Source organism: Flavobacterium sp. SH_e, from assembly GCF_025717045.1.
In the GTDB taxonomy this organism is placed as follows: Bacteria; Bacteroidota; Bacteroidia; order Flavobacteriales; family Flavobacteriaceae; genus Flavobacterium.
In genome coordinates, this window is sequence record NZ_JAOVZN010000008.1 from 133,608 (window position 1) to 155,620 (window position 22,013).

Annotated in this window: 16 protein-coding genes; 12 read left to right on the forward strand and 4 right to left on the reverse strand. The window is 33.8% G+C overall.

Features of this window, described 5'->3' with window-relative positions; genetic code table 11:
- Positions 1–137 precede the first annotated feature (137 nt).
- Entirely contained in the window at positions 138–644 is a 507-nt protein-coding gene (locus tag OD917_RS18695) for a GNAT family N-acetyltransferase (RefSeq protein ID WP_263524939.1), read from the forward strand.
- Between the two features lie 7 nt (positions 645–651).
- A complete protein-coding gene (locus tag OD917_RS18700) occupies positions 652–1,200 on the forward strand; it encodes a HutD family protein (RefSeq protein ID WP_263524940.1) in 549 nt (182 codons plus the stop codon).
- Between the two features lie 348 nt (positions 1,201–1,548).
- Here OD917_RS18700 and OD917_RS18705 read toward each other — a convergent pair whose 3' ends face one another.
- Positions 1,549–2,121 (reverse strand): Crp/Fnr family transcriptional regulator, encoded by a 573-nt coding sequence (locus tag OD917_RS18705; protein ID WP_263524942.1) that lies wholly within the window; start codon positions 2,119–2,121, stop codon positions 1,549–1,551.
- Positions 2,122–2,357: 236 nt separating this feature from the next.
- Between OD917_RS18705 and OD917_RS18710 the strand changes: the two genes are divergently transcribed.
- Entirely contained in the window at positions 2,358–3,473 is a 1,116-nt protein-coding gene (locus OD917_RS18710) for a polysaccharide lyase family 1 protein (RefSeq protein WP_263524943.1), read from the forward strand.
- Positions 3,474–3,711: 238 nt separating this feature from the next.
- On the opposite strand, the gene OD917_RS18715 is transcribed toward OD917_RS18710, so the two are convergent.
- The 3 genes from OD917_RS18715 to OD917_RS18725 all read right to left on the reverse strand — a co-directional run bounded on the left by OD917_RS18715 (position 3,712) and on the right by OD917_RS18725 (position 5,902).
- Positions 3,712–4,095 carry a DUF3037 domain-containing protein gene (locus tag OD917_RS18715; RefSeq protein ID WP_263524944.1) on the reverse strand — a complete coding sequence of 128 codons (384 nt, stop codon included), beginning with the start codon at positions 4,093–4,095 and terminating at the stop codon, positions 3,712–3,714.
- A complete protein-coding gene (locus tag OD917_RS18720; protein ID WP_263524945.1) occupies positions 4,085–4,864 on the reverse strand; it encodes a HipA family kinase in 780 nt (259 codons plus the stop codon). The genes OD917_RS18715 and OD917_RS18720 overlap by 11 nt, the downstream gene beginning before the upstream one ends.
- Positions 4,865–5,056: 192 nt before the next feature.
- On the reverse strand, positions 5,057–5,902 hold the full coding sequence (locus tag OD917_RS18725) for an NAD(P)H-hydrate dehydratase (RefSeq protein WP_263524946.1): 846 nt from the start codon (positions 5,900–5,902) through the stop codon (positions 5,057–5,059).
- Between the two features lie 282 nt (positions 5,903–6,184).
- Between OD917_RS18725 and gcvT the strand changes: the two genes are divergently transcribed.
- From gcvT to OD917_RS18770, 9 genes are all read left to right on the forward strand, one after another.
- A complete protein-coding gene (gcvT, locus tag OD917_RS18730) occupies positions 6,185–7,267 on the forward strand; it encodes a glycine cleavage system aminomethyltransferase GcvT (protein ID WP_263524947.1) in 1,083 nt (360 codons plus the stop codon).
- Between the two features lie 199 nt (positions 7,268–7,466).
- Positions 7,467–9,500: a S41 family peptidase gene (locus OD917_RS18735; protein ID WP_263524948.1), complete on the forward strand. Its 2,034-nt coding sequence runs from the start codon at positions 7,467–7,469 to the stop codon at positions 9,498–9,500.
- A 311-nt stretch (positions 9,501–9,811) separates the two neighbouring features.
- Entirely contained in the window at positions 9,812–10,525 is a 714-nt protein-coding gene (locus tag OD917_RS18740; RefSeq protein WP_026729302.1) for a YebC/PmpR family DNA-binding transcriptional regulator, read from the forward strand.
- 159 nt (positions 10,526–10,684) lie between these two features.
- The gene (locus OD917_RS18745) at positions 10,685–10,888 is read left to right on the forward strand and encodes a hypothetical protein (protein ID WP_111282947.1); all 204 of its coding nucleotides are present in this window, start codon (positions 10,685–10,687) and stop codon (positions 10,886–10,888) included.
- 282 nt (positions 10,889–11,170) lie between these two features.
- Positions 11,171–16,063, forward strand: a complete 4,893-nt coding sequence (locus OD917_RS18750; RefSeq protein WP_263524949.1) for a hypothetical protein — start codon at positions 11,171–11,173, stop codon at positions 16,061–16,063.
- A 2-nt stretch (positions 16,064–16,065) separates the two neighbouring features.
- Positions 16,066–18,141, forward strand: a complete 2,076-nt coding sequence (locus OD917_RS18755) for a fibronectin type III domain-containing protein (RefSeq protein ID WP_263524950.1) — start codon at positions 16,066–16,068, stop codon at positions 18,139–18,141.
- 41 nt (positions 18,142–18,182) lie between these two features.
- Positions 18,183–19,514 carry a hypothetical protein gene (locus tag OD917_RS18760; RefSeq protein WP_263524951.1) on the forward strand — a complete coding sequence of 444 codons (1,332 nt, stop codon included), beginning with the start codon at positions 18,183–18,185 and terminating at the stop codon, positions 19,512–19,514.
- A 4-nt stretch (positions 19,515–19,518) separates the two neighbouring features.
- Entirely contained in the window at positions 19,519–20,682 is a 1,164-nt protein-coding gene (locus tag OD917_RS18765; RefSeq protein ID WP_263524952.1) for a hypothetical protein, read from the forward strand.
- Positions 20,683–20,684: 2 nt separating this feature from the next.
- Positions 20,685–21,968, forward strand: a complete 1,284-nt coding sequence (locus OD917_RS18770; RefSeq protein ID WP_263524953.1) for a hypothetical protein — start codon at positions 20,685–20,687, stop codon at positions 21,966–21,968.
- Positions 21,969–22,013 lie beyond the last annotated feature (45 nt).

Sequence of the window (22,013 nt, forward strand, 5' to 3'; positions counted from 1 at the left end):
AAATTTAAAATCTTGTTTTTCATTACGCCCCAAATTGTAATTTTACATCCCAAATTTCAATTTCACATTTTACATCTCACATTTTACATCTCACATTTTACATCTCACATTTTACATCTCACATTTTACAACAATATATGATTACAAAAGCAACAATCGAAGATATTCCAACATTAACCATCTTAATAAACTCAGCATACAGAGGCGAAACTTCCAAAAAAGGTTGGACAACCGAAGCGCATTTACTAGAAGGAAAAAGAACCGACGAACAGGAAATGACAGAAATCTTTCTTGATTCAAAAAATGCTATTCTGAAATTTACTGAGAATGATAAAATCATCGGTTCGGTTTTATTGGTCGAAAAAGGACATCAATTGTATTTAGGAATGCTAACGGTTTCACCAGAACTTCAAAACAGTGGTATCGGGAAAAAGCTTTTGGCTGAAGCCGAAAATCATGCAAAATCTTTGGGATTGTCGAGCATCATTATGACGGTAATTTCAGTTCGTGAAGAGCTTGTGGCTTGGTACAAACGTCATGGTTATGTAGATACCGGAAAACGTGAGGCTTTCCCTGAGAGTGAAATTCATACTACGGTTTCTGCAGAACCTTTGGAGTTTATTTATTTGGAGAAAAAGATTTAACTAAAAAATGAACATAACCCTTTTCCCTAAAAAAGATACTAAACCCTCTATTTGGAGCGGCGGATTGACATACGAATATATGATTTATCCAAAAACAGCAAATTATGCCGATAGAGATTTCTCATTTAGAATAAGCAGTGCTACAATAGAGCAAACGCCTTCAGAGTTTACCAAATTTAAAGGCTATCACCGATACTTGGTTATGCTCGATAATGAATTAGATGTTGAGGTAAACAAACAAAAAAAGGTGTATGAGAAATATGAAATCATGGAATTTAATTCGGATGACGAGGTAACTTCTTATACAAAAGGCACTGATTTTAATTGGATGGTTTCCGAAAAAATATCCCATCATAAACTGGAAATAACTAATACTAATCAGAATTGTACTGCTGAAATGGTAATTTTATTTTCTTTAGATACGACTGTTATTACCATTAATGAAAAGCTATACCATTTAGAACCTTATGATTTATTGGTTATTGAAAATAAAGAAAAAGAAAATGTAAGGTTTCATTTCTCTACTGAATGTCTGTTTGGGATATTGGATTTCTAATTTTACCTCAAAGTTCGCAAGGGGTTACGCAAAGATTCGCAAAGTTTTTTACTAAATCTTTTTTAATCTCGCAAAGTCGCAGAGACGCAAAGTTTTTTGATAAAGTTTCCATACAGTTTGTCATTTCGAGGAAGGAGAAATCACACGTGCATATCAACAAAGATTGGCGAAATACTTTACGGAGTTTCTAGTGTGATTTCTCGTTCCTCGAAATGACAAAAAATGAGAATAAAACTTTGCATCTCTGCGACTTTGCGAGATTTTCACATAACGCGTTAGACGCACAGCAGTGCGTCTCTACAGAAAACCTTTGTCACTTTGCCTCTCTGCCCCTTTGAACCTCAAAAACTAAGATACCGTTCTCTTAATCTTTGAAAGAAACTCATGAGAAACACCTAAATAAGAAGACAAATTCTTATTGTTAATCGAGCTCACTTTTTGCGGGTAACGCTCTTTAAAATCAAGATAACGCTGTTTTGAGGTTTTATGCAGCACATCTAAAAGCCGTTGCTGAATGGCAACATTGGCTCGTTCAATCATTAGAACATGAAACTTTATGAGTTTTGGAATCATAGCAAACAGATACGCTTTTTGCATTTTATTGATTACTACTATCTCACTGTCTTCGATGGCTTTAATGTTGTATGTTGTGGGCTTTTGGTGATAAAAACTTTCCAGATCACACATCCATTCGTTTTCAAATGAGAAGAAAATGACAGTTTCAGTTCCGTTTTCGTTTAAAATGTAGGTTTTGAACGATCCTTTTAAAATAAATCCTTCGTAACTGTTGTTCGAATTTTGGATTTGTAGGAATTGATTCTTTTTAAGTTTAATGAGTTCTGCTTTTGAGACAATAATGTCCCATTCTTCATCTGTGAGCGGAATCTTTCGCTCAATGTTTTTTCTTAGTAGGTTGTACATTCTTGTGGTTTTTGTTTAAGGAATAAGTTTGTTTATCCATTCATCATTAATTAGGGGCTTAATCAATGTAATCGATTACGTAAAAATACGCTATTTGTGCATTTTTGTAAATTAACAAGTGTTAAAAAAAGACATTTCGTAGAATTTTTTCCGAAAGTTTGAACTTGTTCAACTTTTTTCCTACAGATAATTCTGAGTTTTGCGCTGTTAAACTTTTATAAATAACCAAACTTATTATGAACTTAAAATCAAAACTTTCAATGTTCGCAGCAACATTGATTTTCGGATTTACAGCATGTAATTCTGAAGAAATTGCTTCAAACACAGAAGCAGGTATTCAAACTAACGAAACAACCGTTGAAACTCCTGCAACCAATCCGACTGCTAAAATCGGAAACTGCGCTGAGGTTCCTGGCTGGGCTTCACAAAACGGTGGAACAACGGGTGGTGGCTCTGCTGCGGAGACTACAGTTACAACTTACGCTCAGCTTAAATCGGCTATTGAAAACACTTCTGTAAAAGTGATTAAAGTTTCTGGAACAATCACGGTTACAACAAGATTGTCATTTCAGGATCAGACTGGAAAAACGATTTATGGTGCAAGCGGTGCAAAGCTGGTTTCGACAAATCAGACCAAAGATGCTTCTGGAATTATTAACATTAAAAGATGTAAAAACATTATCATCAGAAACTTGATTTTTGAAGGCCCAGGCGCTTATGATACTGATGGATGGGATAATGCCATTCTGGACGAATGTACAAATGTTTGGGTGGATCACTGCGAATTTAGAGATGGTGTAGATGGAAATTTCGACATCAAAAACAAATCTGATTATATTTCTGTTACGTATTCTAAATTCCATTATCTAAAAGCGCCAAAAGCAGGAGGTTCTGGCGGAACTGATGATCACCGTTTCTCTAATTTAATTGGTTCTAGCGACGGCGCAACTGCTGACCGTGGAAAATTGAGAATCACTTTTGCAAGATGCTGGTGGGCTCCAGGCTGTAGAGAAAGAATGCCTAGAGTTCGTTTTGGACAAGTGCATATTGTAAACAGTTTCTTCAACAGTACTGTAAGCAACAAATGTATTGCGGCAGGATTTGAAGCAAATATTCGCGTAGAAAGCAATGTTTTTGAAGGTGTGAAAAATCCAATCGATTTAATGACGGGTTATACAGCGGTTACAGCTACTGATAATGTTTTTACAAGTGTAACGGGAACTCAAGTAGGAAGCGGTACTGCTTTTACGCCGCCATATTCTATCGTAAAATTGGCTAAAACTGCTGTTAAAGCTGATATTTCTGCAAATGCTGGACCTACTTTAGGCGGAAATGTTTGCGGATCTTTTTAATTGAATTAGTATAAAAAAGTAAGTTAGTTTTTAGTTAGAACCACGGATTGCAGCGATGTAGTTCGTGGTTTTTTATTTAACCGCAAAGTTCGCAAGGAATTACGCAAAGTTCGCAAAGCTTTATATAAAGGCTTTGCGAACTTTGCGATTTTATAAAATCTTCAATAAATAAATTCTTGCGCTCTTTGCGGTTAAAAAACCTTTGTACCTTTGAACCTCTGAACTTTGGAACCTTTCTTTAAAGAACCAACTCCTCAAACAAACGCTGAATTGTTTTCTCCAAATCCTGACTCAATCCAGGATGAGGTCTTGAGGTTTGGATTGCCGAACTTCTAATAGCCGTTAACCATCTAAAACGTTCCGGAATTTCAAATTCAGCGATTGGACCGCCGTCTTTGGCTCCTTTGGCGATTTTTTCTAATGATGTCAAATTACATTCTAATTGCTCGATGTCGAAATCATTGGAAAGGGCTTGAATTTTTTCTTTATTTAAATGAAAAAGAACCTTTATAAATTTGGCTTTTTTGCAAAACAAAATAATTCCGATATTCAGGAATTCTTCGCGTTCAACCCTTGGCACAACACGAATCACAGCATATTCATATAAGTGATTATCTTGCATTTTGAGCCTGATTTACAAATATTTCTGAATTCTCTAATCTTGTCTTTAAAAATTGCAAATAAACGTTTCGCAATCCTTCTGGAGTTTCGTCTGCGTCTTCCCATTGTAGCCAGTCTAACGGAATTGTATTGACAATTTCTTCTAAAATTTCTGGGGTTAAAATGGCTTTAAATTCAGCATCAACTTCTTTTAAAAGCGAAGCCTGAGGCAGTAAAACGTGATCTTTTATTAACGCAAATGGACTTTTAGCATGTTGTTCCCAATTGTTCCAAGAATGATGGAAATACAAACAAGCGCCGTGATCGATCAGCCATAATTCTTTATGCCAAATCAGCATATTCGTGTTTTTGAAAGTTCGGTCAACATTGGTAATATATGCATCTAACCAAACAATCTGAGAAGCTAATTTAGCATCTACAGTTGTTACAACTGGATCGAATGTAATTGCGCCAGATAAAAAGTGAAGTGCCAAGTTTAATCCCTGACTTCCTTGCAATAAATCCTGAATTTCTTCGTCACCTTCGGTTCTTCCGAAAGCTTCGTCAAGGTTTGCGAATACTAATTCTGGTAATTGTAATTTTAATGCTTTTGCTATTTGTCCGCCAACTAATTCGGCGATTAGGGCTTTTACACCGTGTCCGGCACCTCTAAATTTTAATACATATTTAAAATCGTCATCGGCTTCTGCCAAAGCTGGTAAAGAACCGCCTTCGCGCAGTGGCGTTATGTAACGCATGACGTTTACTGTTCTAAGATCGAAGTTTTTCATGTTACAAACTTAATGATTTTAACCACAAAGAGCGCAAAGGTTTACGCAAAGAACGCAAGGATTCTTTTATAATGTAGAAAATTTGCTCACAAAGACGCAGAGTAGCAAAGACTATAAAAACTTTACGACTCTGCGTCTTTGCGAGATTAAAAAACTTTGCGAACCTTGCGTAATCCTTTTCGTACTTTGCGGTTAAACTAAACTCAAAAATGCTTTTCCTAAATATTTAATAATTGTTGAAGCTGTAAAAGACTCATAACCCATTTTTGGCAAAGCTAAATCTGCTGTTAAGCCGTGGAGGTGTACGCCCATTTTGGAAGCGTATTTGGGTTCGTAACCTTGTGCTAAAAGGCTAGTTAGAATTCCGGTTAGAACGTCGCCACTTCCTGCGGTTGCGAGGGCTGCGTTTCCGCTTGTGTTTTCGTAGACTGAAGTTCTATTTATAATGAATGTCGGTGCGCCTTTCATTACAATAATAACTTTATATTTTTCTGAAAAAGCGATTGTTTTTTGAAATTTTTCGGCTTCTGAATTCCATTTTCCAATCAAGCGTTCTAATTCTTTTGGATGAGGTGTTAGAATCGTGTCTTCAGGAACCAATTCTAACCAAGACAAATTCTCTGAAATAATATTCAATGCATCGGCATCGAGAACTAAAGGCGCTTTGTTTATTCTTAAAAATTCAAATAAAGCTTTTTGTGTTCCAAGTTCTTTTCCGATTCCTGGTCCAATTCCGATGGCTTGCGGAACTAGTGGTAAATGAATATTGGTGATGAAATTTGTGTTTTCGTCGGTTGCAACCATCACTTCGGGAATGGAGATTTGAAGGATTTGATAACCGCATTTTGGAATAAAAGTCGTTACAAGTCCGCATCCAGATTTTATACAGGATTTTGAAGCTAAAACAGCCGCTCCTATCTTGCCATAACTTCCGGCGATAATCACGGCGTGACCTTGTGTTCCTTTGTGTGCTTTGGAATCAATTGGTTTGTATAATTTCAGAATCTCTTCTTTTGTAATTAAATACGATGATTTCATTCGAATGCTTTTATATAATAAAATTACGTAAAAAATTGAGAAGATGATTTTTCTTTTTGAAACTCTCAGCCCTAGCCCTGATTACTTCACTATATTTTTATTTTTTATAGGAGTTCAGTGAACTTCGTTTGCAGCGGCATCCTTTTGCTTTTTTCTTTAAAAAGCAAAAGATATAGCGGATAGCAGGAAATAGCTCCTGATTATTGCGAAATTTATAATTTAAGGCATTCTAATTCGATATTTTTTGAATAGATTTGCAGAACAATTTTATATAACAACACAATGAAAAATACTGCGCTTACGCACATACATGAGGGTTTGGGAGCGAAAATGCTGCCTTTTGCAGGTTATAACATGCCTATTACATACGAAGGGGTTAATGCTGAACATGAAACAGTTCGTAATAGTGTGGGCGTTTTTGACGTTTCGCATATGGGTGAATTTTTGTTAACGGGTCCGAATGCCTTGGCTTTGATTCAGAAAGTGACTTCAAATGATGCATCGACTTTGACAATTGGAAGAGCGCAATATTCTTGTCTTCCAAATAATGAAGGCGGAATTGTTGACGATTTGATTATTTATAAAATGAAAGAAGAAGAGTATTTGCTAGTTGTAAATGCTTCTAATATTGAAAAAGACTGGAACTGGATAACTTCTCACAATGATTTGGGAGTTGATATGAAGAATCTTTCTGACGAATATTCTTTATTGGCAATTCAAGGTCCAAAAGCAGTTGAAGCAATGCAGTCTTTAACTTCTGTTGATTTGTCTGCGATTACATATTACCATTTTGAAGTGGGTGATTTTGCAGGTTTTACTGATGTAATTATTTCTGCAACTGGATATACTGGTTCTGGAGGTTTTGAAATTTATTGCAAAAATGCTGATGCTGAAGCAATTTGGAACAAAGTTTTTGAAGCTGGAGCATCTTTCGGAATTAAACCGATTGGTCTGGCTGCTCGTGATACTTTACGTTTAGAAATGGGATTCTGCCTTTATGGAAACGATATTAATGATACTACTTCTCCGCTTGAAGCTGGCTTAGGATGGATTACTAAATTCACTAAGGATTTTACAAATTCTGAAGCGCTTAAAAAGCAAAAAGAAGCTGGTGTTACAAGAAAATTAGTTGCTTTTGAAATGCAAGAGCGTGCAGTGCCGAGACACGATTATGAAATTGTTGATGGCTCTGGAACGGTAATTGGAATTGTAACTTCTGGAACTATGTCTCCTTCTATGAATAAAGGAATTGGTTTAGGATATGTTACTGTTTCAAACAGTGCTGTTGACAGTGATATTTTTATCAGAATTAGAAAAAATGATGTTCCTGCTAAAGTGGTAAAATTACCGTTTTACAAGAAGTAATTTAAACTTATAATTTGAAGAATGCATTACGTTTGTAATGCATTTTTTTTGTTCCAAAATGAAAAAAATCGGGTTAATTCTTTTCTTAATCTGTTCGTTTAACGGTTAAAAACTTTTTGTCGTCGATATTTCACTAAAAATGCTACAATTTGTAAAAATTTTAGTGTAACTTTAATCATGAACCCATGAATTTCCATTTATGAAAAAAATTTCACTACTCCTTTTTTTGCTGACATCAACTACATTTTTTGGTCAGAACAGCGCAGAAACTTGTGAAATATTAAACAAAATAAATGCGCTTATTCAAAAAGAGCATCTTAGACCTAAACCTGTTGATGACAGCTTATCTGTGTTCGTTTTTGACAATCTCATTAACGATCTAGATCCTTCGCGCAATATCTTTTTTAAGAGCGAATACGACGAATTGGCTCAAAAATACCGTTACAATCTTGATGATTTAATTTTAAAAAATGACTGCAGTTTTCTTAGTGAAATTAAGGCAAAATATGTTGACGGTCTTATACGAACTAAAAAAGTTTTAGAAAAAATTCAGACCCTGCCTATTGATTACAATAAAAAAGATACCATCCGTTTCTATAAAAAATCTTTTGCCTTTTATCTTAAAAAAGAAGACGTTGAAAAAGTTTGGGTAAAAAAACTTCGCTATCAAATTTTAGACGATATTGCTGAAACAAGTGATGATTTAGATTCTATAAAGGCTAATTTTAAGACAATTGAACAAGCTTCAAAAAATAAAATTATCTCAAATGAAATTTGCCGTTTTACAACTTTATTAGAAAGGAATAGCAAACAGGAAGAAAAGCTATACAATTTCTTTTGCACTTATTTTGATCCTCATACGGCTTATTTTAGTGATGATTCTAAAACTAGTTTTGTGGCTTCGCTATCAAAAGAACATTTGTCGCTTGGAATGACGGTTAATTTGAATGAGAAAAACGAAATTATAATTGATGAAGTAGATCCAAATGGACCTGCATATCAAACTGGACAAATAAAAAAAGGCGATCAGATTATTTCGATTTCAAATCAAAAAGAGACTCTTCAAGTTTCTTGTGCTTCGCTAGAGTCAATTTCTACCATGATTTTATCTGAAAACAACAAACATATTACACTTACTTTAAAACGTAATTCAGGTAAAAGTTTTGATGTTTACATCGAAAAGCAAATGATGAAAGATGAAGATAATTCTGTTTTCAGTTTCATTATTGGAAAGGATAATAAAATTGGCTACATAAAAATTCCAAGTTTCTATGCAGATTTAGATGGTAACAGTAGAAAAGGCTGCGCTGATGATGTTGCACGCGAAGTTATAAAACTCCAAAGAGATAATATTAAAGGGCTTGTAATTGATCTTATTGACAACGGTGGCGGTTCTATGGAAGAAGCCATAAAACTTGCGGGAATGTTTGTAGATTACGGTCCGCTTTCTATTGTAATTGATAATAAAAAAGAAAAATCGGTTATAAATGATCCTTTTAGAGGTGTTATTTATAGAGGTCCAATTGTAGTTTTGGTTAACAGTAATACGGCCTCGGCAAGCGAATTCTTTTCTTCTATCATGCAGGATTATAATCGTGCTTTATTGTTAGGAAGCAATACATTCGGAAAAGCTACAATGCAGACTATTCTTCCGCTTGACGAAGAAAAAAATACTGATTTCTTAAAAATCACAATTAATAAATTTTACAGAATTACAGGAAAAAGCCATCAATATTTTGGTGTAAAACCAGATGTTGTTCTTCCTGAATTTTATGAAGATATTTATCAGAAAGAAAGTGATTTTCCGACTGCTATTAAAAACGATAGTATAGAGCCTTTCTTGAAATATAAAACGTATGTGAAGCGAAATTTGATTGATAAAATTGCTAAAAACAGTTCTGAAAGACTTTCTGGTAATTACTTTTTTAACAATATCAAAAAGATCAACCTTAAGATCGATCAGATTGTAAATACTCCAAAGTCTGAAATTCCGATGACTCTGGATGCCGTTTTTACACAGAAAAAAACGCTTAATGCTCTTTGGACAGAGATCAATACTTTTAATGACGAGAATAATCCGTTGGATGTTTATAATTCGAGTATTAATCAGTTTTTACTTGGCGCTTCAAATGAAAAAGAGATTAACCAATATCAAATGGATAATCTCAAAACCAATCCATACCTGAACGAAGCCGTAAATATTATAAACGAGTTTAATGGCATGAGTAAATAAGGGATTTGTTTCAAGTTTCAAGTTTCAAGTTTAACTGCTAAATTCGCCAAGGTTTATGTAATCTCAATAGGTATCGGGAGCAAAGTTTTATTTATATCACTTTGTGAACTTTTTTATTTTATACTTTAACTTAAAAATTTCTTTGTGTGCTTTGCGTAAACCTTAGCGAACTTTGCGGTTAAATTCAACACAAACCAAGTAACTTGAAACCTGAAACTTTAAACCTTAAACCTGAAACAAAAAAGAACAATTTTGTTTTTGGAAAAATAAGGAATAACCGTATTTTTGCATCACAAAACTAAAAATTAGAAATGGGAAGAGCATTCGAATTTAGAAAAGGAAGAAAAATGAAACGTTGGTCTGCAATGGCCAAAACATTTACCAGAATTGGTAAAGATATCGTAATGGCTGTTAAAGAAGGTGGTCCTAACCCAGATGCCAATTCTAGATTAAGAGCTGTTATACAAAACGCGAAAGCTGCTAACATGCCTAAGGACAATGTGGAGCGCGCGATTAAAAATGCTAGTAATAAAGATACTGCTAACTATAAAGAGATTTTGTTTGAAGGATATGCTCCTCACGGAATCGCTATTTTGATCGAAACTGCTTCTGATAACAATAATAGAACTGTAGCAAACATTCGTAGTTATTTTAATAAATGCAACGGAACAATGGGAACTCAAGGTTCTGTTGAGTTTATGTTTGATCATACTTGCAACTTTAGAATTGCAAATAATGGTCTTGATGCTGAAGAATTAGAGTTAGAACTTATTGATTTTGGTGCTGAGGAAGTTTTTGAAGATGAAGACGGAATCTTAATCTATGCTCCTTTTGGAAGTTTTGGTGCTTTACAGAAAGAATTAGAAAATAGAGGTCTTGAAATCCTTTCTTCTGGTTTTGAACGTATACCGCAAATCACTAAAGAATTAACTGAAGCTCAAATCGCTGACGTTGAAAAATTAATCGAGAAAATCGAAGAAGACGATGACGTAATGAACGTTTATCATACAATGAAAGAGGAATAGTCTTTCTATAAAAATAATACTTTAAGAAGCTCTAGATTTTTTCTAGGGCTTTTTTTTGATAGTAATCTATTTGAAATCATTTTAAACTAACATGAAATATATTTAAAAATAACATTTCGAGTATATTTGCAACACCTCAAATAAAAATAAAAAACAAAAATGCAAACATCAAAATTTACCAAAATCGCAGTAATCGTACTAGTACTTGTGTTTCTAGTACTAAGCGTAATCAGTTGTAGCACACACACGCATACACACACTCACACAACTTCAGGTAAAAAAATACCGCCAGGACAAGCAAAAAAAATGAATGGAGACAAAAGTGCTAAAGCTTATGCTCCAGGACAGCAAAAAAAGAGATAAATAATTTATAAGCCTTCTGAGTTTCAGAAGGCTTTTTTTATACTATTAATTTATTTTTTTATCAGAATGTGGAAAACCGTAAGGATTTATTTAACTAAATATATACTTTTGGGAAAATTTTAATAGTCCATTACGTTTTAAACCAAATCAGATTCTATGGAAATAACTTTACATTCTTAAATATTGCTATTATAAAGATTAGAATTCCCAAAGTTTTAACTTTTTTAGCGATTCTTCTTTAACAGCCCCCATCTCCAAATACATAACCAAACCTACTATAAATTGAAAAAAATTACTTCAAAGTTTCCTTCTTTTGTATTAAGTATCGTTTTATTTCTTGTAAGTTTTACTAGTTTTTCTAATACTTATATAGATACATTAAGTAATCCTAAAAAACTTGTACCTTCAAAAAACATTATTTTAAATAATGCTGTCAGTTCTTCTTCAAATTCTTTTAACTATCATCAAAATTCTGAAAGTGAATTTACAAATGGTTATTTAAAAAAGAATTTCCCTATTGCGCAAGAAACCAATGAAGATCTAAAACTGGCAAAAGCTACTTTTGAAGAAATAGAAAAAAGTAGTAATGTTACTGATTTTCTTGAGCCTCAAAAATTATCTATGCTTCCGCTTGGGATTAAAAAGACAATTGGCGGAGTTCAATATATGCTTGGGATCAGTAGTGCTAAGTTTACACCAAAATATACTGAATTAACTGCTTTTGTTAGAATTATCATTCCTCAAGCTGATTCTACTGGCAGAAGAAAAGAATTGTTCTTTGGAGCAAACAATATTAAACTATCTCATAAAGGAGGATTAACAGGCGATACTAATTTAGTTTTACTTGGTGATGTTCCTATTCCTATTTTAGGCAGTAAAGCTATTTTAATTTTGAAAGGTGGTATGAATATGACCACTGGAAAAATTGACAACAAAACCTATGTTACTATTGATTGTAATGGTTTTAAAGAACTTGGTATTACAGCGGATGTTCAGTTTTCACAAAAAATAATTGTTCCTGTAGATGCCGATAATAAAATCATTAAAGATCAATCGGTAATTGGGACTTTTAATACAAAAGCAACGAATTGGAATGACATTTTAATAGAAATGTCACTTCCAAAATTTCAGATTACAAATTTTTCTGGTCTCTGCTTTCAGGTAAAAGATGCTAAGATAGATTTAAGCGACCTCAGAAATTCAGATAAAATAGTCTGGCCAACCAATTACCAAAAAGACTATCTTGTTCCAGGAAACGAATCTTTATGGAGAGGTTTTTATGCCAAAACTGTTGAGATCACATTACCCGAAGAATTCAAAATAAAATCAGGACAGAAAAGAGTTGCTTTTTCTGCCACCGATTTACTTATTGACGGAATGGGTGTTTCTGGAACATTTGCAGCAAATAACATTTTGGATATTAATGCTGGAAGTGCTGGAGGATGGTCATTTTCAGTAAAAAGCATCAATTTAGGATTTAAAGCCAATACTTTAGTTTCAGGTGGATTTGGAGGTTCTTTTGTTCTTCCGATAACAAATACTGGAGCAAAATGTAAAGATGGTTCTGTCGTTGAACTTGCATATAATGCAATCATAAACCCAATTGATAATTCTTATCTTTTAAAAGCAGAGATAGCTAAAAATTTATGTTTTTCAGCTTTTAAAGCAACTGCAAATATTGAGAAAGGTTCTTACATTGAATTAAAAGTAAAGGAAGGTAAATTTTTACCGAAAGCATTATTAAATGGTAACCTGACCATTAAAACTGCTATTTTAGAAAAAAGTGAAGCAAAAGACGGAACTGAAACTAAAAAAATCCTAAATGAAACCTTTGATCCTGAGGACATAAAAAGTGGTATTAAGTATCGCACAGAAACCACTAATGCAAAAGGTGAAATTGAAAGAGGAGCAATAGATAAGGATGGTAACCAAATAGAGCTAGATCCAACTACAGGAAAAGCGATTACCACACCGGAGGGAACTCCTAAGTTAGTAGACGGCGAAGTCCCTGAATCTAAAAAAATTATTCTTTTTGAAGGAATAGTATTCCAGAACCTTCAGCTTCAAACTGTAACACCTATTCTTAAAACTGATTATTTTGGTTATAAAGATAATTACGACGATGAACTGGGATCTTCAAAAGTTGCAAACTTTCCAATTACGATTCATGAAATAGCGCTTATTGCTGATGATAATTCGGCAAGATTACGACTTGATCTTTCTGTTAATATGATGAAAGATCAATTTAATGGCCGTACCAAATTTGATCTTATTGGGAAATTTAACGAAAATGAGGGTATTCAAAAATGGAAATTCGATAGCGTTAAATTTGAAGAAATAAAAATAGCCGCCGATCTTGGAGGTGTAAAGTTTAAAGGAAGCATTACCATTCTAGACGACGATCCTATTTATGGAACTGGTTTTAAAGGAATGCTTGGTGCCGATTTTACAGGTGGTATTTCTGTTGAAGCAAATGCAATATTTGGCTGTAAAGGATTTAGATATTGGTACGTTGATGCCATGGTTGACAATCTAAATATTCCTGCAGGCGCCATAACTTTTAAAGGTTTTGGAGGTGGTGCTTACTACAAAATGAGAAAAGACGGATTTAGCAGCAGCTTTGTCGCGTCTGGTTCTAATTATGTTCCAGATATAGATTCAGGTCTTGGTGTTAAAGCGATGATCAAATTTGCTGGAACAGCAACTGCAGATGCCTTTTGGGGTGGAGCGGGATTTGAAATTGCATTTAATACTCACGGTGGTATTAATCGAATCAGTCTTTATGGTGAAGGACACGTAATGCAAACATTCGAAATACCTGGTGCATCTGAATTAACAGAAGCTTTAAAAACTGTAACTGAAAATGAATCCTTAATGTCATCCGTTGCATTAGAAGCTTTGAAAACTTCAAATCTTTCTAAAGCAGCTGAACAGCTATATCCTACAGATGTAAAAGCGAGAATGGGTATTAATGCTTTCGCTGCAATCGAATATGATTTTAGATCTAAAACTTTACACGGAACTTTTGATTTATATATCGACACTCCTGGAGGTTTCATCAAAGGTCGTGCATCGGGTAATAGAGCTGGTTGGGCAGTACTGCATTTTGCACCAGATAAGTGGTACATTAGAATGGGTACACCAACAGATCGTTTAGGAATAAAATTAGCAATTGGCTCTTTTGAAGTAGAAGCTGGAGGTTACTTTATGATTGGAGATGATATTCCTGCCAGTCCTCCTCCACCAGATATTGTTGCTCAAATATTAGGTGTTAGTGTTGAATCTCTAGATTATATGAGAGATGAAAACAGTATTGGAAATGGTAAAGGTTTTGCTTTTGGATCTGATTTTAGTTTAAAAACTGGCGATTTAACCTTCTTGATCTTTTATGCCAATTTCCAATGCGGATTTGGATTTGATATTATGGTTAAAGATTATGGCGAAGCACAATGTAAAGGTTCTGGACAAATTGGTCTTAATGGATGGTATGCTAACGGGCAATCCTATGCTTATTTGCAGGGAGAACTCGGGATCAACATCAAATTATTCATGATTAGAAAGAAAATATCTATCATAAAAGGTGGTGGAGCGGTTCTTTTACAGGCCAAACTGCCTAATCCCGTCTGGATTCGAGGTTATCTCGGAGGTTATTTTAACTTACTCGGCGGTGCCATTAAAGGAAGTTTTAGATTTAAATTGGAATTTGGAAAACAATGTGAGTTTGTAAATGACGCGCCATTGGGCGGTTTAAAAACAATTGCAGACATCACGCCAGCTGAAGGTGCAAAAGATGTAAGTGTTTTTGCCGTACCTCAGGTAGGTTTTAATGTGCCTGTTGATAAAAGTTTCACTTTGGAAGAAGATTCAGGCGTTAAAACATATAGACTTAAATTGGAAGAATACACTATTAAAAAGGATGGTGTTGTGATTCCAGGGGAAATAGCATGGAATCAAACTAAAGATTTATTAAGCTTTACTCCTTTTGATGTATTTCCTCCAAATTCAAATCTTGTAAGTACAGTAAAAGTAAGTTTTCAGGAATTTACTAACGGTGCATGGAAAACGGTTTTAGACAAAGGTCAAGTTGCTACTGAAACTGAGGTTCGAAATTTCGTTACAGGACTTGCTCCAAACAATATTCCTGTTACCAATATTGCGTATTGTTATCCTGTAATGGATCAGAAATATGTTTATCAAAATGAATCTAAACAAGCATATGTAGTGCTAAAACAGGGACAGCCTTACTTGTTTGAATTAAAACAAGGACAGTCTCAAAAAGCATTCTACAAAACTGGAACAGCTTCAAGTACTGGGGCAATAACTTATAATAGTACTCTGAAAAAAGTAAGTATAGATTTACCAGCGTTACAAACGTCTAAAGCATATAATATTTCTTTAATGACGCTTGAAACAAAAAGTGATGCCAATAGCAATTTGAAAGAAAGCTATACGAACCAAGATTTGGGTGAAAATGCAAATGTTGAAATAAAAGACAGTAAACTGGCAGAAGTTGTAACTGGTGGCGATGGCGTTGAATTATTGCAATATAATTTCAATACAAGTCAATATAACAGTTTCTCAGAAAAAATGGCTGCAAAGAAACCGAAACAAACTTTGGTAGAAATTATCTATTCTGATGTTCATGCTTTACAGTCATTAAACAGTTCGACTGAACCATTTGATGAAATCGAAATTATTGGTAATGCAAAAACAATGTTTGTTCCATTGGTAAATGCCGAAGCGATTCTAGATGATAGCTATTATAAGAATGAGATTTTCCCTTTGATCTATCAAGGATATCCTTTAGAAGCAGATCTTCAATTTGACAGAAATGCGTCAACTCTTGGAGTTCCACCAACAAAAGGTGTCGAAACATTGGCCTGGTATCAAGATTATTTAATTAATAATCCAACAAGTTTTATGCTTAAAGAATATTTACCATTTAGATATAATATGCCATATTACTATAAAACCGATTTTGTCAATTTAAGATACAAAGTGGTTAACAAGTATTTAAATACTTTGAATCAACAAATGGTTACAAAGTATGATTATATCATTAATGGGAAATTCCCATATATCAAACAAGGAAATTATAACATAAAACTGAATTACACTCTTCCTGGAGGACAATTAGGAAGCAGTTCTGTATTCACATTCAATAAATCAATTTAATAATGAAGTTCAAATTTTTCTTTATCCTTTCTTTAATTTTCACTTTTTCTGGAATTGCTCAAAACAATTCTAAAGAAAATAATGACATAGAAAAAAAGAACGAAATCCAAGTAATTGCAAGGGTTCAAAAAGATCGTATTTTACTGCGTTGGGCGGTAAACACTCCAATTGCTTGGAAAAAATTGAATACTTACGGTTATTTAATCGAAAGATTTACCGTTACGAGAGACAATAAAACATTGACAAAACCAGAACGTGTTGTTTTAGCTGAAGCGTTTAAACCAGAACCTGTAGAAACCTGGGAAAAATTAATTGATGCAAATGATAACGCAGCCATTATGGCTCAAGCAATTTTTGGAGAAAGTTTTAGCGTAGCTGGAGGCGATAATTTAGAATCTATTGTAAACCTTTCTGAGGAAGCAGAACAGCGTTTTACATTTGCATTATACACAGCCGACAAAGATTTTGAAATTGCAAAAAAAGCAGGTTTAGGTTTTGAAGACAAAAATGTCAAACAAAACGAAAAATATGCTTATCGCATTTCGTCAAATGTTCCTGAAAAGGAATTAGGCATTGTTTATGGAGGTGTTTTTGTAAGTTTAAAAGAATATGAGCCTTTACCAAAACCTATGGATCTGACAGCTCATTTTACAGACAACAATACTATGTTAAGCTGGAATTTTAAAATTCTTGCACATGTTTATGGGAGTTATTATGTAGAAAGATCAACAGATAAGGTTAACTATAAAAGAATTACAGAAAAACCATATACTAGTTTAAGTCAGGAAAATTCAAACAATAATAGAATTTTTTATGTAGATTCTATTTCTAATAATACTTCTTATAGTTATCGTATTCAGGGTATTTCTCCTTTTGGTGAGCTAGGTCCTTATTCTGATGTCGTTTCTGGTAAAGGAAAATCTTTACTGAAATATGTACCTCATTTGACAGTAAAGGAGTTCAAAGATGATTCTACTGTTACTTTAACTTGGGAATTTCCTGAAGAAGGGAATCCAGAAATTTCTAGTTTCGAACTAAATCGTTCTGATTATGATGATGACAAATATGTAAAAGTGCTTAAAAATATTCCTCCTAAAGATCGTTCGGTAACTTATAATAAACTTGCCGGCACCAATTATTTTACGATAACAGCAATTGGAAAAAACGGAAGCAGCAGAACCTCTTTCCCTATGCTTGTTCAGCCTGTAGATTCTATTCCGCCAGCAAAACCAATTGGTTTAAAAGCTACTATCGATAGTTTAGGAGTTGTAAAATTATCTTGGACACCAAACAAAGAAAAAGATCTTTTAGGGTATCGTATATATAGAGGAAATATTGCTGGAGAAGAATTTAGCCAGTTGACCGTTAGTCCACACGAAAAAAATACTTATGAGGACAAAGTTGTAATTAAAAGTTTGAATGACAAGGTATATTACAAAATCATAGCTGTCGATTATCGCTATAATATGTCTCCTTTTTCAGAAACTTTAATTGTAAAAAAACCAGACGTGATTCCTCCTACTTCTCCAATTTTTACTAAGTATGAAATTATAGATGGAGTAGTCAATTTAGAGTGGATAAATAGCCAAAGCGCAGATGCAAAATCTCATCAGCTTTATAGAAAAGAAAATGACCAACAGCAATGGGAATTAATCTGGAATGGCTCCGATAAAATTGAAACTTTTCAGGATAAGAAAACAAAAGAAGGTACTACCTACAGATATGCAATTTTTGCGAAGGATGAAAGCGGATTAGTTTCTAATGCTTCGCCAGAAGTTGCATTGTTTGTACCAAATTATACTGTAAAACAAGCCGTAAAAGGATTTTTCGCGCAAGCCAATACCAATACCAAAAGCATTGATTTGTCTTGGAATTATGATGAAAGCGGTGTAGAAAGTTTTGAAATCTACAAAGCAACCAATGCAGAGCCTTTACAGCTTATTCAAATTGTAAAATCAGAAACCAAAAAATTATCAGATCCAACACTAACAATTAATACAACTTATAAATACGGAATACGAGCAGTATTTAAAGATGGAAGAATGTCTAAAATGGATTTCTATACCGTCAAATTTTAATTTATAAATCTAGTTTTTTAAACCCCAAGTTTAATACCAGCATGAGGAAACTCTACTTACTTTTTTTTCTTTTTACTAATGCACTTTGCTATTGTCAAACTTATAATTTTGATGTAGTTGATGGTGTATTATGTAATACTTGCTGGGAAGGTGCACAAGGACCAACTTATAATACTTTTGAAGCAACACAGTTTTCTTGGTCTGTGAAACAAAATAATACAATTGCGGTAGCTTCAGGCAGTAAAAATGGTTATGTTCCTAATGGCAAAAATACAACGAGCTACGCAAACAAAGTCTTTTCCACAGGAAGTACATTTTTAATTTCGATTAATTCTACAGGAAGTGTCCATTATGAAGGTGGTAGCAGTGGTGCGTGCAATACCAATACTTCTATGACTTCCACCCTAGAAAATTTAATAATAAATGGCTATGCGGGATTTAGCGATTCTCCTTGCGGGATTACAGCACGTATAACGAATTTTAAACCTAGTAATTTAGTTATTACCAATTTAAATCTTGAAAATCCAAATAACGTATGTGCTGGCGAAATGCTAAATTTATCTGTAAATGGTGCTGGACTTTATCCTGACGTAGCATTTCATTGGCAGTATTCTGTAGATAATTCAACTTGGATTGACTTGCCAATTGCTAAAAATAATAGAGCAATTACAGAATTTTCTATACAAGAACTTTTGGGTAATTCACATATTAATTATTTCAACAAACCACTTTATTTTAGGCTTGGATATATAGGAAGAACATTTACTGACACTTTTACCATTAATTATTCGCCTTGCGCTCCTGTCGCTGAACGAATTTTTTACCTAGCTCCTAAATGCAACGGAGATAATATTCGAGTAATTGACGTTTTTTTTGACCGCAACCTTAAACAAAAGGAAGATATTAGTCTAATGTATGTTGTAGATGCTGTTACTGGTGCAATCTTTTTTCACAACACTATTGCAATAGATTTATTCACATTCGATTCCGAAGCTCAAAAATTTAAATATTCCTTTCCTAATTTAGGAAAATTAGAAAACGGCCACACATACAATATAAAATACCAAACAAGATTAAATGAACAAAATACTGGAGCATTAGAAAGTACCAATACTCCATTCCAATATGTAGATCCCGAAAAATTAAGTTTTAGCACTAAAGGTGAACTTCCTTCTTGTGCTGGTGGAAATGATGGTTTTATTGAAATCACAATTACTAGTGGCACTTCTCCTTTTCATTTTTATAAGAATCAAGAAGAAGTTACTCCAGAATATAGCAATGGAAAATATTACATAAGAAATTTAAGCCAAGGAAATTACAATATAGTTGTTACTGACACCAGTAACTGCATAGATAAAAACGCTTATGACTAAAAAGATGAAAACAAAATTACTCGTTGTATTATTTCTCTTTTTTGGGTTAATACAATTTTCAAATGCACAGGCAACCAAATATGGTATGATCGTAAGAACAACATTAGACCCTTTTCAGGGCTGGAATGGAAGTCACGCGGGGAATTTAAGTATAACAATAGGTTCTAAATCTGTAACTGAAGGCAGTAATACTACAGATAATGTCGTTGTTGATTATACATTCTTTTATATAACAGATAATCCAACAAAAATTGTGTGTAGCAGTCGTACAGCGGGAAACAAAGATGGTAGCGATTGTACTTTAAGCAAAACTATTGCTTACGATCCTAATACATTTGATTCTGATTTTTTTGGAGGATGTATTGGAGATGCTGACATGATGGGAATCTATTTGCCACAACCTGCAAATACCAATTATTGCAAAAATGACATGATAACATTGACTAGAGGATGGAATTGGCAATATCGTTATGATAGTGGAACTTGGAATGATTTTCCGAGCAATTATCAAGCTAAAAGATCTATCTCATTTAATATGGCAACTTTAGGAGGATCTGATGGAAAAAAGAAACTCCAAATCAGAGCTGGTTACGGTACAAGTTTTACAGACGAGATTATTTATGATATTATACCATGTCCACCAGCTTTAGTTGGCGCACCAATAGCAACTGGCACGACTTGCACTTATAAAAGTGATGGAACACTTATTCTAAACTATGACAGACCTTTGGTTGAAAATGAAATTTTTTTATTTTCATTTTTTAGAAAAGAAGGCATGTCTGCTGCTGTCCCTCCCTATGTCATCGATAATGTAAATAAAACAATAACTTTTTCAGAGATAGCTGCTGGCAGTTATTTTTTTAAATACCAAACTTTTATTGGAGCTCAGGAAACGAGTGTTAATCCTTCACCTGATCCTTCTTTTACAATTTCTTCACCCGATCCTGTAAGTTTTAATGTTGAGGAATTACAACCACAATGTAATGGCCAACAAGGACAGATTAAAATAAATGCATTTGGCGGAACTGGCACCTATTACTATACTATTGATTCAAATCCTGAAGTCTTATTTACATCATCTTCTGGCAATATAAATATTTCTGAAGGCGAACATTCTATTAAAGTTAGAGATTCTAAATCATGTATTGATTTAGATAAAAACGACTAATTATGAAAAAGTTATATATGCTATTAACCTTAATATCCAGTCCTTATATGTATTGCCAAACCTATACCATAGGTTTGCAATATTATGCTTCTGGCAATGGATGTCATGCTGCTAGATACAGTTGGGATTTTCGAGCTGATGGTAATTTAATCGATGGATTTTCAAGTGGGGGAAATAGTATGAATGTTTCAGGTACACAAACATATACAGTTCCAAATTACACAGATTTTACTTTTTATCTCAGTACATATTGTAATGGTCTGAATGGTTCTTTTGATTGTGACCGTAATGAGTCAGACAGCTTTTCTGCCAAAAATTTACTTTGGGCAGGGCCTTTGTTATACTTAAACGGTTGTAACGGAATGGTTGCAATGACTTCTTTTAAACCAGATGTAACTATCAAAAACTTAGATAATGATTCTCCTTCAGAAATTTGTGCAGGATTTCAATTAAGCTTAGCTGCTTTTCCTGCAGGTTTTCCTGAAGAAGCCTACCACTGGCAATACTCACTTAATAATCAAGCTACTTGGGTTGATGTACCTGCATACATTGGAGGTGTAAAAACTAACAATACAGCTACACCTACTTTTTCAATGCAGGAATTACTGGGAACAAATCATGTAAATTACCTCAATAAAGTTATTTATTTTAGACTAGGTTACGCTCACGGTGCTTTTTCAACGCCTTTGCCCTTAACCTATTCCCCATGTGCACCTATAGTTACCGGTATAGATTATGATCCTCCATTATGCAATGGCAATACTATTCCAAAAATTGCTGTTCTTTTCGATAGAAAATTAGAAAATGATGAATTTTTATCTATCATCTACATTGTAGACAAAAATAATGGAGCGATCAGCAACCAATACTATAATGTCTTATTTGACGCAACAGAACCAACAAAATATTTTTTTTATAACATTAATCCTTTGGTAGATAAAAGTACCTATCAAATTGCTTATCAGGCACAGAAAGGAACAGTTAATAAAGGAACAACAACTTCTATAGCAGAATTCACTTATAATGATCCTGCAAAAATGATTTTTAAAATTACCGATCGCACAATTCCTACTTGTTTTGGAGCTGAAGATGGAACCATCGATATAGAAATTGCAAGCGGAATAGGCTCTTACAATTTTTATGTAGACAATGTTTTAAGAAATGCAACAACAACTAAAATAGATGATCTTCATTATAAAATAATGGGGTTGAAAGCAAATCCCTCTGGATACGATATTAAAGTAACAGACAAAAACAACTGCCTTGATCTAACTGCTAACGATTAATGAAAATACAAACCATTAAATAATTTTTTCAAATAAAGAATGTTT

Bases quoted from the DNA above. Each gene is read 5' to 3' on its own strand.
- OD917_RS18695 (WP_263524939.1), top strand. From the start codon at position 138: ATGATTACAAAAGCAACAATCGAAGATATTCCAACATTAACCATCTTA.
- OD917_RS18700 (WP_263524940.1), top strand. From the start codon at position 652: ATGAACATAACCCTTTTCCCTAAAAAAGATACTAAACCCTCTATTTGG.
- OD917_RS18705 (WP_263524942.1), bottom strand. From the start codon at position 2,121: ATGTACAACCTACTAAGAAAAAACATTGAGCGAAAGATTCCGCTCACA.
- OD917_RS18710 (WP_263524943.1), top strand. From the start codon at position 2,358: ATGAACTTAAAATCAAAACTTTCAATGTTCGCAGCAACATTGATTTTC.
- OD917_RS18715 (WP_263524944.1), bottom strand. From the start codon at position 4,095: ATGCAAGATAATCACTTATATGAATATGCTGTGATTCGTGTTGTGCCA.
- OD917_RS18720 (WP_263524945.1), bottom strand. From the start codon at position 4,864: ATGAAAAACTTCGATCTTAGAACAGTAAACGTCATGCGTTACATAACG.
- OD917_RS18725 (WP_263524946.1), bottom strand. From the start codon at position 5,902: ATGAAATCATCGTATTTAATTACAAAAGAAGAGATTCTGAAATTATAC.
- gcvT (WP_263524947.1), top strand. From the start codon at position 6,185: ATGAAAAATACTGCGCTTACGCACATACATGAGGGTTTGGGAGCGAAA.
- OD917_RS18735 (WP_263524948.1), top strand. From the start codon at position 7,467: ATGAAAAAAATTTCACTACTCCTTTTTTTGCTGACATCAACTACATTT.
- OD917_RS18740 (WP_026729302.1), top strand. From the start codon at position 9,812: ATGGGAAGAGCATTCGAATTTAGAAAAGGAAGAAAAATGAAACGTTGG.
- OD917_RS18745 (WP_111282947.1), top strand. From the start codon at position 10,685: ATGCAAACATCAAAATTTACCAAAATCGCAGTAATCGTACTAGTACTT.
- OD917_RS18755 (WP_263524950.1), top strand. From the start codon at position 16,066: ATGAAGTTCAAATTTTTCTTTATCCTTTCTTTAATTTTCACTTTTTCT.
- OD917_RS18760 (WP_263524951.1), top strand. From the start codon at position 18,183: ATGAGGAAACTCTACTTACTTTTTTTTCTTTTTACTAATGCACTTTGC.
- OD917_RS18765 (WP_263524952.1), top strand. From the start codon at position 19,519: ATGAAAACAAAATTACTCGTTGTATTATTTCTCTTTTTTGGGTTAATA.
- OD917_RS18770 (WP_263524953.1), top strand. From the start codon at position 20,685: ATGAAAAAGTTATATATGCTATTAACCTTAATATCCAGTCCTTATATG.